General features: G+C 67.8%; 7 protein-coding genes. 3 read left to right on the forward strand and 4 right to left on the reverse strand.

Annotated elements, in window-relative coordinates; all coding sequences use genetic code 11:
* A complete protein-coding gene (locus DBO33_RS43570) occupies nt 1-2,691 on the forward strand; it encodes a WXG100-like domain-containing protein (protein ID WP_199856650.1) in 2,691 nt (896 codons plus the stop codon).
* A gap of 264 nt (nt 2,692-2,955) precedes the next feature.
* Nucleotides 2,956-3,954, forward strand: coding sequence for an Acg family FMN-binding oxidoreductase (locus DBO33_RS15735; protein ID WP_107655702.1), 999 nt, complete (start codon nt 2,956-2,958; stop codon nt 3,952-3,954).
* Between the two features lie 39 nt (nt 3,955-3,993).
* Here DBO33_RS15735 and DBO33_RS15740 read toward each other — a convergent pair whose 3' ends face one another.
* From DBO33_RS15740 to DBO33_RS15750, 3 genes are all read right to left on the reverse strand, one after another.
* Nucleotides 3,994-6,819, reverse strand: coding sequence for a tetratricopeptide repeat protein (locus DBO33_RS15740; RefSeq protein ID WP_107655703.1), 2,826 nt, complete (start codon nt 6,817-6,819; stop codon nt 3,994-3,996).
* Complete coding sequence (locus tag DBO33_RS15745; protein WP_107655704.1) at nt 6,819-8,615, reverse strand: HSP90 family protein; 1,797 nt, start codon at nt 8,613-8,615, stop codon at nt 6,819-6,821. Before DBO33_RS15745 ends, DBO33_RS15740 begins: the two co-directional genes overlap by 1 nt.
* Before the next feature lie 86 nt (nt 8,616-8,701).
* Nucleotides 8,702-9,556, reverse strand: coding sequence for an arylamine N-acetyltransferase family protein (locus DBO33_RS15750; protein ID WP_107655705.1), 855 nt, complete (start codon nt 9,554-9,556; stop codon nt 8,702-8,704).
* 305 nt (nt 9,557-9,861) lie between these two features.
* Between DBO33_RS15750 and DBO33_RS15755 the strand changes: the two genes are divergently transcribed.
* Nucleotides 9,862-11,322, forward strand: a complete 1,461-nt coding sequence (locus tag DBO33_RS15755; protein WP_107655706.1) for an MDR family MFS transporter — start codon at nt 9,862-9,864, stop codon at nt 11,320-11,322.
* A 157-nt stretch (nt 11,323-11,479) separates the two neighbouring features.
* Here DBO33_RS15755 and DBO33_RS15760 read toward each other — a convergent pair whose 3' ends face one another.
* Nucleotides 11,480-12,622: a Fic family protein gene (locus DBO33_RS15760; protein WP_107655707.1), complete on the reverse strand. Its 1,143-nt coding sequence runs from the start codon at nt 12,620-12,622 to the stop codon at nt 11,480-11,482.
* Nucleotides 12,623-12,799 lie beyond the last annotated feature (177 nt).

The raw sequence follows: 12,799 nt of genomic DNA on the forward strand, positions 1-12,799 counted from the left end.
GTGTCCATCACCATTCCCGACGAGCTGGCGTGGCTCGGCTGGATCGCAGGCTCGGACTGGCCCGACGGCGACGAAGACAAGATGTGGGCCATCGCCGACGACTGGCGCAAAGCCGCCGCCGAAATCCGTGAACTGCTACCGGATCTGGCCGCCGCCAAGAAGGCGACCATCGACGCGTACCCCTGGGGCGAGGGCATCGAGGCGATGACCGTCGCATTGAACAAGCTGGACCGCGGCCCGGAATCGCTGGAGCAGCTGGCCGAAACCCTGGACTACGTCGCGGAATCGGCGGACGCGCTGGCCACCGAGATCGAGTACACCAAGATTCTCGTCATCAGCGCTCTCGCCATGCTTGCTGTCGAAATCGCTGCCGCATGGTTCTTTCCGCCGACAGCGCCACTCGTCGAAGCGGCGGCCCTCGCGGCAACCCGCGTGGCGGTGCGGCTGCTCGGTCAGCGGGCGGTCAGTGCGATCGCGCGGTTCGCCGCGAAGACCGGGATCGCTGCGCTCGCCAAGTTCACCGCCAAGCACGTTGTCTTCAGCACCGTGCTCGGTGCTGGGCAGGACGCCGCGATCCAGGCGTACCAGGTCGGTGCCGGACATCGCGACGGGATGGATTGGAATCGGGTCGGCACGACCGCCTACACCGCTGCGGCGGCCGGTGCGGTCGGCGGACCCGCCGGGGGATTGCTCGGCAAAGCGGCGGCGAAAGTTCCACTGCCAGGTGGACATTGGGGCGGTGCGGTCAAAGGTGCGGTCGTCGGTGCGGGATCGGGGATGGTCGGGGCCGTGGGCGCTTGGGGAGTCGGCGGTATCGCGAATGGCTGGACCTGGGATCCTCGACTGCTGACCAGCGGCGCGGCCTATGGGGTGTTGACCGGCGGTAGCAAGGGGTTTCGCCATTCTTCGTTCGGGCGTGGGCCCGGTGCACGGGGTTTCCATGCGGCGGAACCGGGACGAGTCGGCGGCGACGGCAGTTCGGCACCGGTCCGGCCTGACAACTCCGCAGCTGGTGGGCGGAACGGAATGGACAATGGTTCCGCGCCTCGCACCGGAGATCCGGCGAATAGTGGCACACCGAATTCGACTACCCACAGCGAAGGTTCGGGGCAGTCGTCGCACGGGTCTTCTTCGGGGCGGAGTTCGGCCGATGCCGGCACTCGGGTCGGCGATTCTGCGCAGGTCGGATCGGGTACCGACGCACGAAACGGCGGAAGCCGGGCCGGTCTGCCGGAGGGGACTGCGCACCGGGATACGAACGAAGCGGCGCCGGGGCGTGCTGGCGAGTCCGGAATCATCGCCGGGCCGAAGGAAACACCGGCCATGGCCGGTGACGGGCAGATCCGCGATGTCGCACCGGATCATGCGGTGCCGACGAACGGTACGCCGCAGGTCACCGAGCCACCTCAGCCGGTGCAGCCGAGCGGTGACAGCACGAATTCCGCTGCGCCGCACGAGGTTGCCGCGCGGCCGGATGCGGCACACCAGAACGCCGAGCCGGCAGCGGTGCCGGGCACAGGTGCTGAGAACACTGTTGGCGCGCATACATCGCCGGAAGCGGTGCAGCCCCACGGTGAACCGCAACAGCCCCATGGCGCGGATTCGTCGAATCGAACAGCCGAGGGCATGCAAGAGCGCCCGGCAGCATCCGGGCAGCTGTCCACCGGTGGCGACAACACCAACACGAAGCCGTCTCCCGGGACACACGGTGATCCGCAATCGAAACCACTGGCCAAGGCGCCGGAGTCGCCACGTCCTGAATCGGCAGCTTCTCGGGACGAGCAGACACGACGCGCGGGCGAGGAGGCCTTCGCACGTCGAGCGCACGAATTCGCCGAGCGCACCGCCGCTCTCGAAGGCGCGGGATTGCGCCCGAACGAGTTGCTCGTCCAGCGGATGGCGCTGCAGCACCAAGTAAACGAATTCCTCAGGCAGCGCAGCGAATTCCGCGCCGGTTACGACCAGCAGGCGAAACCTGGGCAGACGGAGCCGAATATCGCTGCCGCCCACCGCCCGGTCCCCTCAGCTCAGCCAGTTGTTCGCGCACAGTCGCCGGACGGCCGGTTGCCGACGAACGAACAAGCATCCCAACCGGCATTCGCACCGGACCGCCCGTCGACGCCCGTCAGCGAGCGCGCACCCGAGGAGATTCCGGATACGACTTCCAAGATCCCGTACACCCCAAGGTATTTCGGAGTTCCGCCGATCCCTGTGTATGAGGCACCAGCGCCTCCGCCCGACTTGGTATGGAAGCCAGGACCCGAGCTTGTGCCGGAACCCGTGCCGGAGCCGGAACCCGAGCCCGAGCCGGAACCTGAGCCTGTGCCTGTGCCTGAGCCTGAGCCGGAACCCGAGCCCGAGCCCGAGCCCGAGCCCGAGCCCGAGCCGGAGCCGGAGCCGGAGCCGGAACCGGAACCGGAGCCGGAGCCGGAGCCGGAACCCGAGCCCGAGCCTGAGCCGGAGCCGGAGCCGGAACCCGAGCCCGAGCCTGAGCCGGAACCGGAGCCGGAACCCGAGCCCGAGCCGGAACCGGAGCCGGAACCCGAGCCGGAGCCGGAACCCGAGCCGGAACCCGAGCCCGAGCCGGAGCCGGAACCCGAGCCGGAACCCGAGCCCGAGCCGGAGCCGGAACACGAACCGGAGCCCGAGCCGGAACGACAGGCGGAAAGCGGGGCTGAGAACCGAACATGAGCCCAGTCGGCGGTGGTGTTCAGCAGCTTCCACCCGAGGATTCCGGTCGGACCGACGGGAGCACCTGAATCACCGCCGTCAGCTGGCCCGGTGGCCGGGCGGCTAGGCGGCGCACGGCGTGACTCCGGCACTGAAGTGACATTCACCTCGATGACAGAACTATGCCTCATAGGGACACTGGAGAACGGCGTCGATCGTGAATGACCTGGTCACCGGGGTATGACGCCTATCGAATATTTCAATGTGGAAGGATAGCTCGAACTCATGGCACCGTCGGGGCCAACCATGGACACCGTCAAGATCGCGCTGGAGATGGCGGTACGTGCACCGTCGATCCATAACACCCAACCGTGGCGGTGGCGGATCCGGGATCGGGTGATCGAGCTGTGGGCCGATCCGAAGCGTCATCTGGTGGCGAGTGATCCTCGGCAGGGCAAGCTGGTGGTGAGCTGCGGCGCGGTGCTGCATCATCTGCGCGTCGCCCTGGCGGTTGTCGGCTGGTCCGCCGATGTGACGCAGCTGCCCGACCCGGCGGAACCGGACCATCTGGCGACCATCGAGCTGGCACCGCATCAGCCCACCCAGGCCGACATCGAGCTCGGTGCCGCGGTACTGCAGCGGCACACCGACCGCCGCGGTTACCGCTCGTGGGAGATCCCGGCCGGTCACCTCCGGACCATCTCGACGAGGGCGGCAAAGTTCGGTGCCGTGGTGCGCCACGTCCCGGACGGCCTTCGGCTCCGGTTGGTGCAGCCGTTCCGCAATGCCGTGGCCCGGCACGCGGCGGACCTGGACTATCAGCTCGAACTCGCCGAGTGGAGCGGCGGGCAGCGGACCGAGGACGGCGTGCCCGGTGCGAATGTGCCGCGCCCGCACCAGTGCGACCAGATCCCCGCCCGCGTGTTCGCCGACGCCGACCTGATCGACGGCCTCACCGAGCCGGACGCGGCGGAATGGCTGGTGGTCTGCACCCCGCACGACGACCGCCCGTCCCAGCTGCGCGCCGGCGAGACCACCAGCGCGCTGCTGCTGGAAGCCACCCGCCTCGGACTGTCCAGCTGTCTGCAGACCGAGCCGCTCGGCCTCCCCGAACTACGCGACGACATCCGATCGCAAGTGCTCTACGACTGCGCCTTCCCGCAAACCATGATCCGCATCGGCTGGGTGCCGACCGATTCCGCGCCGCTGCCATCCACCCCGCGCCGGGCAATCGAAGACATGATCGACGTGGATCCGTTGGCCGCCACCACTTTCGGGCGCTGATCGGCCGGCGCGGTGGTGTCGTGCCACGCGCTCGCTAGCTCATCCCACGTCGGCACGCGCGGCGGCGAGGGCGCTGGACAGGACCTCGTGCAGCGGATTGTCTTCCTCGACCTCGGTGAGCGCCTTGCCGAGGACCGCTGCGGCATCATCGGCGCGGCCCATCTCGAGCAGGATCCGGCCGTGCACCAGATCGGCGCGTAGCGCGGGCTCGGTGGCGTCGATGGTGCGGAAGTTGGTCGCAGCGGCCGCGGCACGCAGCACGGCAACGTCCAGGCGGTCGTCGGCGAACAAGATGCGCGCGGCGTTGTAGTCCAGCCGGGCGCGATGCCAGGTGAGCAGGTTCGGATCGGGCTCGACGTCGGCGAAATCGCGCATCGCCTGATCGGCTACCTCGAGCGCGGCCAGCGCGGCGGCCGACTCACCGCTCCAGTGCAGCGACAGCGCAGCGCTGTAGCGGCAGTAGGCAACTCGCAGCGGGTCGTTGTCGAGCACCGCCGCGTCGGCGGCCTGCCGGTAGTGCTCGGCGGCGAGGGCGTCGCGATCGAGATTGTCGAGCAGGTCGGCGGTTTCGGCGAGGATCTCCGCCACGGCGCCGTGTTCGTCTCGGGCACGGTGGAATTCGACGATCTCTTCGTACAGGGCGAGCGCCTGATCCGGCTCGCCGAGCTGGAGATGCAAGCCCGCGAGCAGATAGCGGCACTGATGAGCCGACTCGTCCTGGCCGAGCCCCGCCCAGCTCGCGACGGCCTCCTCGGCGAGGTCGGCGGCGTCGAGCAGTTGCCCGGTCGCCCGGTAGGCGATGGCCAGATCCCACAGGCAGCGAGCGACCTGGGGCAGACCCTCCGTCCGGCCGATAGCGACCGCGGTGAGCAGATCGTTGATGGCCTCGCCCGGCCGGTCCAGGTCGTTGAGCACGGCGCCACGCAGGCCGTGCAGCACCACCCGCAGGTCGGCGGGGGCGTCGGCGGCCAGGCTCGCCAAGGCTTCGTCGGCGGCGGCCAGCGCGGCCTCGGACTCATCGCGGCTGCGCAGCAGCACGCCAAGGCGGAAGGCCGACGGTGCGACCATCCGGGGGATGCCGGCCTCCTTGAAGGCCGCCACGGCCGTGCGTGCGGCGTCGATCGCGTCGTCGAGTTCTTCGGCGCTGTGGATGTGCCGATGCATGCGGTGCACCGCTACATCGCCGATCAGCACCGGGTCGCCGGATTCGGCTGCGGTGGCGGCGGCCTGCGCGAGCAGGGACTCGACCTCGGCCAAGTGCTCGGCCGCGGGCTCTTCGGCCTGCAACAGGCCGCTGGCCAATCGGATAGCGGACCAGACCTGCCCTTCGATGTCGGGGCGCTGGATCAGGTAGGCATGCGAAGCACGCAGCAGCGCCGATCCCTCCTCGACTCGATCATGCGCGCACAGGTACTTGCCGAGGCAACCGAGGGCGACCTGGCGACCGTCTTCATCACCTGCGGCCTCGTATCGCTCGACGGCTTGCCACAGTAGCGATTCGGTGGCCGGGTTGTCGTCGTCCCACGACGCCAGTCGCGCGCGCAGGATAGCGGTGCGCGCGGCGAGCTTCGAGTCGGCGGGCGCCGCAGCGGTAAGCGAGATGAGTTGCTGCACAAGAGGTTCTGCGGCGTCGGCGTCGTATCGGCGCAGCAGGTGCTCGGCCCGTTCGACGAGTTCGTCGGCGGTGAGCGCGGTGACGTCCACCGGAGGGGCCACCTGCTGTGGCGGCGCCGGTACCCGATGGTCGGCCGCGGCGGACAAGGGCAGGTGATCCACCAGCGGCTCGCTCGCCAGCAGCCTTCGCACAGTGGATGTTTGATGCTCGGTACCGTTGCGCTGATCGAACCGGGCGGCGATGTCGAACGCGTGGCGCGCCAGCTCGTCGTGCAGCACCTGCGCGGTGTGCTCGGCCGCAGGCCGGTCCGCGTGCGCCGGGCGCCGGACGATCACCTCGCCGTGGCCGGCGTCGACCACCGTACGCAGCAACAAGGCCGCCGACGCGGCGAACCACATGGCGTCCTTGGGGCTCGGCGCGCGATCCAGCCAGCCGAGATGCCGGTCGAGCAGTTCCAGGCCGCGGGACTGGTTGCCGGTCAGGGCACAGAACTGCAGGTGGTCGCCGATCTCGGCCACATCCTGCGGTCTGGTGCGCAGGATGCGATAGGCCCGGCGGTGCGCGTTGCGCGCCTGCTCGAGTTGTCCGGTGCGCACATACGGCAGCAGCAGAGTGGTGAGGATTCGCTGCGGCTGCTGTTCACAGTTCAGTTCGCCGTCCAGCACCGGCCCGGCGACCGCGATGGCCTCGGCGTCCCGGCCCCGATCGACCAGGTAGTCGGCCTTGTTGGTCGGATCGCAGCCCGCGCAGTCGGAGTTCTCATCCCGTGGCGTCGCACACCATTTCGCGTACCAGTCGTCCGCGGCCGCGAGGTCGCCGACGTGCGCGGCCACCCGGTAGCGGTAGGCGTACACCGCGTGCAAACTCTGGCTCTCGGTGCGGTAGCGGCGTTCCATCTGATCGAGCACGGCCAGCGCCCGATCCTTGGGCACCTCAGGGAATTTCGTCATCGCCGTGATGGCGTGCTTGAAATCCCAGCGCAGCGTCGCCGCCACCCACGGATCATGCGCCGCGGGGTTACGGTCGTAATCGGCCAGGCACCGGGCGAACGGAACGAACAGCTTCGCAGGCTGCATGCCCTGGGTGTACGCGTCGATCAACCGCAGTCGCGCGTAGAAGGCGACTTCGGTGTGTTCCCCGGCCTCCGCGTGCCGCAGAACCTCTTCCAGCAGTGCGTCTTTGCCGTCGCCGAAGGGGAGTTGATCGGCTTGTTCGATCAACTGGTACAGGCTGTCCGCCGACTTGGCCATTACTGTTCTCCCCGCTCGTCGTGTACCGCCCAGTCGAGCAGGCCGACGAAAGATCTGTTGAGCAAGGCCGTGTCCACGGGACGCAGCGGGTGCTGGCCGAGCAGTAGGGCCTGACTGTAGAGCGCCTCGACCGCCATGGTGGCCAGTCGAGGGTCGGATAGCGCAGATATTTTGCGCACCAGCGGGTTTCGATGATTGAGGACCAGTTGCGGCCGATCCGGCCCGAGCCCGGTGTCGAAGGCGCCGAGCACATCCGACCAGAGGTCGTCGGCGATCGCCCGGGTGGCGCGCAGCTCGGCCCGGTGCTGGGTTTCCCGGTCGAGCAGATACAGCGCGGCGAGCGAGGGCGGGTCGAACGTGCGCAGCGTGACCTCGCAGTCCAATCGGTCCAGGGCGCGCTGGGCCGTCACCAGGAAGGGGCGCAGCGCCAACTCGGTCGCCGGATCGATCAGGTCGAAATGCGTTGCCAGCTCGCTGGTTTCGAGGCGCGAGACACGGATCTCGGGATCGATCGCCGGTAGTCGTTCGAGGATCTCGGTGAGGTAGGCGTAGCCGCCGTTCACCAGGCCGATGCCCTGGGCGTTGGCCACGGCGGAGAGCTGCCGGAACTCCTCCACCGAGGGCGTGAAGCGGATGGCGCCGAAGCGGCGCCGGAACTCGGCGAGCGGAATCCGGCCCGCGTTGGTCTCCACCGCGAGCCAGCGATCAACCAGGCGCAGCATGTCATCGTCATGCAGCGCAAGGGCTTTCACGCCGAGGTCATGGATCTGCAGGAACTGCGCGAGTCGGGCCGGGTCCGCCGCGGACAGCTCGATCAGCCAGTCCCTGACCTGATCGCCGAGTGCTTCCCTGGTCGACTCCAGCAGGTCGTCTTCGTACAGGGCTTCCCGGCTGGCGGTCGGGCGCAGCTCGCTCGTGTCGACCACGCAGCGGACGAAGAACGCCCAATCGGGCAGCAGCCCGGTGACATTCTCTGCGATCAGCATGCGCTTGAGGTAGGCCCGATGCCCGGTCTTGGCCGCCGGATTGGCCGCCTGCGGCAGCACGAACGCCACGCCGGTGAGCCCGGCCTCGGCGCTGGACAGGTCGAAACTGGCGAACGGCGTGAAACCGAAGGTGTCCTCGGCGTAGGTAGCCAGCGCCGCTCGACGGTCGCTCGGCGTGGGATATGTTGCCCGCCAAGGTAGGTCGACCGCATTGATGGTCTGTCCGTCGACGGTGACCCGGAACGGCAGCAGGCCGCCGAAGAGCGTGGCCAACTCGAGCACGGTGGTGCTGGTCAGCCACGGTTCCATGCCCTGGCGTGGCGTGAGCGTCACGGTGGTGCCCGGCTCGGGCCGCTGCTCGGCCGCGATCTCGACGCGGTAGCGCCCGTCGGCGTAGCCGGTCCACGCCACGGACGGGCCGCCGCGGGCCGAACGGGTCAGGATCCGCGCCTCGTCGGCGACGAGGAAACAGGAGAGCAGGCCGATGCCGAACTGACCGAGGAACTCGTGCCTGGCGAAGCCGAGGCTGTCGCGCTTGCCGCTGTGGCCGATGGTGGCCAGGAACTCGTGCACCTCGGGCTCGGTCAGCCCGATGCCGTTGTCGTACACGCGGATACTGCCGTCACCCGTGCTGTCCGGGGTTTCGATGCGCACCTCGGCGGGCGCGTCCGCGTCGGTGGCTTGCCGTGCGGTGACGGCGTCGACCGCGTTCTGCAGCAACTCGCGGATGTAGACCCGCGGGCTGCCGTAGAGGTGGTGACTTAGTAGGTCGACTACGCCACGTAAATCGACCCTGAACGCTTGCTCCACCGCTGCCCTCCGACAAACCCACCAGCTAACGGAATCACTCTAGCCATAGGACCGGCCGATGCTTCCCCCTCGATTCTGGGGGCGGCTCAGGGCTGCCGGGCCAGATGGGCTTCGTGTTGCGCGGTCACCTGATGCCACAGCCGGTGGCGTGCGGCGCGGTCGAAGACGGCGGGGGAGATGCCGAATACCTCGTGCAGGGCGGTGAACCAGTCCTCCTGCGTATCGAGAACCGTTGTGCTGGTGTGAGAGTCATCGATTCTGGTGAGGGTGCGGGCGCGCAGGGTGTCGCCACCGCTGGCATGTCGACGCTGCACCACGCACACCCGGACGAAGCCGGATTCCGGTGCGGTGGAAAGATATTGGTGTCGTTCGGCGAAGTCGGACATGGTCGCGGGGGCCGGATCGAAATCCATGCCGACGAAGCTGCCGCGCGGATCATGGTTGAAGCGCCAGCCGCCGGCGACCGCGGTGGACGGGCGCAGGCCGAAGGTGAACGGGCCCTGCGGATAGTCGCCCGCGCGCAGCGGTAGTGGCGAGAACAGGGCGTCACCCAGTCCGGCGTCGACCAGCCAGGTCGTCTCCGGGTCGTCCGGTAGTCCGGAGACGGTGAGTGCCAGATGGTTTCGGCTGATCGTGGCGGGTCCGCCGGAATTCTGCACGCCTGCCCGGTGCAGGGTGACCTGATAGCCGAGGGCCCGCAGTAGCGCGGAGAAGGCGCCGTTGAGGTGGTAGCAGTAGCCGCCGCGGCGCTGCCGGATGATGCGGTCGGCGGAGTCGAGCGGGTCGAGGGTGGTGCTGCGGCCGAGTTGAATCTCCAACGCCTCGTAGGGCACCTGCTGGACGAAGGCCTCATGTAGTCGGGTCAGGGCGGCCACGCTCGGTGGTTCCGCGCCGGGTAGGGCCAAACGCCGGAGGAACTCGGACGCATCGATCTCGCGCATGTCCGAACCCTAGTGTGTTGCCGACGGTGTGCGGTCTGGTCTCGGTGTGCTGCGACAGCCGGGAGTGACCAGGCTCACGATTGAAGTTGGATCTTCTTCATAAGACTGTCTGACCAGCTGATACGGGTCAGCGGCATGGTCGCCCTGCCGGAAAATCCGATGAAACTTGTCGGTATCGACCGGTTTACTGATGCGCGCCGATGAGTTCGAGCACCCGAGTCCGTCTCCATCATTGTGGCGCCGGGGGCTCGAAGCTCCAAGGCCACACGTTGCCCTGCCGATCTCTATGCCCCCGGAGGTATCCGATGCCCGAACCATCCGCTCCCGTCTCGGGAGGACGGACACCGACCGTCATCCGGGTGCTGGTGCTCGCGACCTTCGTGGTGATCCTGAACGAGACCATCATGATCAACGCGATCCCGCGGTTGATGGAGGACCTCGCGGTCACCGAGCGGGCGGCGCAGTGGGTGTCCACCGCGTTCATGCTCACCATGGCGGCCATCATCCCGACCACCGGCTGGTTCCTGCAGCGGGTCACCACCCGGCAGGCCTACGCCGTGGCGATGGGTGTCTTCCTGGCCGGTACCGCGCTGTCGGCCGTGGCGCCGTCGTTCGTGGTGCTGCTGATCGGGCGGATCATCCAGGCCGGCGGCACCGCGGTGATGATGCCGCTGCTGATGACCACGCTGATGACCGTGGTGCCCGAGCGGGATCGCGGCCGGGTGATGGGCAACGTCACCCTCGCCATCTCGGTGGCGCCCGCGATGGGGCCGGTCATTTCCGGGCTGGTGCTCCAGGTCGGTTCCTGGCGTTGGCTTTTCGTGCTGGTGCTGCCGATCACCGGCGTGGTCACCTGGCTCGGATTGCGGCAGCTGGAGAACGTCGGCGAGCCGCAGCCCGGCGGGATCGACTGGTCCAGTGTGCTGCTCGCCGCGCTCGGCTTCGGTGGTCTGGTGTACGGGCTCAGTAAGTTCGAGGCCGACAACCTGGCCAGCCCGGCTCTGATCGTCGCCGCGGGTGTGGCACTCATCGCCACGTTCGTGTTCCGGCAGCTGCGGCTGCAGCGCACCGGTGTTCCGCTGCTCGACCTGCGGGTGCTGCTGGCGGGCACCTACACCAAGGCGCTGGTGCTGATGTCGGTTGCGTTCATGGCGATGCTCGGGTCGATGATCCTGCTGCCGCTGTATCTGCAGAACCTGCGTGGCCTGAGCCCGCTGGCGACCGGCCTGCTGGTGATGCCGGGTGGTCTGGCGATGGGTCTGCTCGGGCCGACCGTCGGCCGCCTGTTCGACAAGTTCGGCGGCCGCTGCCTGGTGATTCCCGGGTCGATCGGCATCGCCGTGGCACTGGCCGGCTTCACCCAGATCTCGATGACCATGCCGTACTGGCAGCTGATCGCACTGCACGTGGTGCTGATGGTGTCGCTGGCCGCGACCTTCACCCCCGTCTTCACCCTCGGCCTCGGCGCGCTCCCGCACCAGCTGTACTCGCACGGCAGCTCCATGCTCGGCACCCTGCAACAGGTCGCCGCCGCCTTCGGCACCGCCATGGTGGTCACCGTCATGTCGGCCCGCAGCACCCAGCTCGTCGAAGACGGCACCGACGCCATCACCGCCCACCTCGACGGCATGCGCCTGGCCTTCCTGGTCTCCGCCGTCCTGGCCCTCGTGGTGATCGTCATGGCAGTCCTGCTGCCCAACCGGGCCGCCGCCCCGGAAGAATCCGACGAGTCCGAAACCGTGGCACCTGAATTGGTCAAGGGCTGACCCTTCACCCTCGAACCCCCGGCCGCACCCGCGCGCCGGGGGTTTCGTGTATTGGTCGACTGATCATGAGGAACTGATGCCGGCGTCGGCCGAGAGGGCTGCACCATCAATTCCTCATGATCGCCTGTAGCAATAGATTTCGCGGCAGAGCGCTTCTCTACCGGGTGGTGGCGTAAGGATCCGCCAACGTCGTCGGAGTGCGTGCGATCTCCAAGGCCGTCTCGGGAAAATTCGCACCAGCGACGTAGAACCTCGCACGGGTGCGTCCGACTGGCTCGAGGATCTGCCTGCGTACGAGTTCGCGTAGATCGCGTTGCGCCTGTTGCAGATTCAGTCCTTCGTTCTGCTCGTAGCGGGTGCGGCGTACGCGACCCGACATCGCGACGTCGTGCAGCGCGGTGATCAGCCGCTCGTCCAAACCGGCGGTGGTCGCGAAATCGGTCAGCGCCTCCCATACTCGGCCGGAACGCACGAACCTCGCGTGAACGGTCTGCGCCTGCTGGTGATAGGCGATCAGGTTGAACCGGATCCATTCCGAGACATCCTGATCCGGGTGGTACTCGCTGCCGCGACGCCCCAGCACCTGGTAGTACTCCCAGGTATTGCCCGGGCGCCCCAGCCACGCCTCGATCGAGGAGAATTCCGGCGCCAGCACGCCTTCGCGCGCGATCATCAACGTTTGCAGCGAGCGTGACATCCGGCCGTTGCCGTCAGCCCATGGATGAATCGACACCAGATGTAGGTGCGCCATCGCGGCGCGAACCAGGGGATGGGATTCGTCGGTGTCAGCAAGCCAATCCACCAGCTCCGCCATCAACGTCGGCACCGCCCCGGCCTCCGGCGCGGTGTAGGCGGCAATGCTCGGATCGCGCACATCGGTGACATAGACCGGACCGCGCCGCCACTGCCCCGCTGGTCGGCGCGCCGCATGCCGGTGTCCCTGCAGCATCCAGTGCAAAGCGTTGAGCAGTCCCTTGCTGTATGAGAAGTCCTGGGCGTCGTGCAATGTCTGGATGTAGGTCATCATTCGCTCGTAAGCCAGTGTCTCCGCCCGGTTCTCCTCCGAGATATCGACATCACGCTCGCCGGCCATCAGATCTTCCACGTCGACCGTGGCGACCTTGAATCCTTCGATGGAGTTCGATGCAGCGACCGCGTCGGCGGTGAGGAACTTCCGCAGTCCTCCCGTCCACGCAGCCGGCGCGTTCTGCAGCTGGTGACGCAGTGCTTCACGCATGCGGTCCACCTCGGACAGCACACGTTCGTCGGCGTCGCTCAATGCGGGTGTCGGAAACAGCACGTGTCAACAATATAGTGACGTAATCATTGCGTCAACGACATCGGGGTATGCCGCGCGGTGGGGCGGCGAAGAGGGGTAGGCATCGGAGATTTCTGTCCATAGCACAGATGTGGAGAGGTCCCGTTATCTGCGTATCGGTCACCGGGCGGTTAGCAGCACATTGTTCGAAGGGGCTCA

Source organism: Nocardia suismassiliense (assembly GCF_900269665.1).
GTDB classification, from domain to species: Bacteria; Actinomycetota; Actinomycetes; order Mycobacteriales; family Mycobacteriaceae; genus Nocardia; species Nocardia suismassiliense.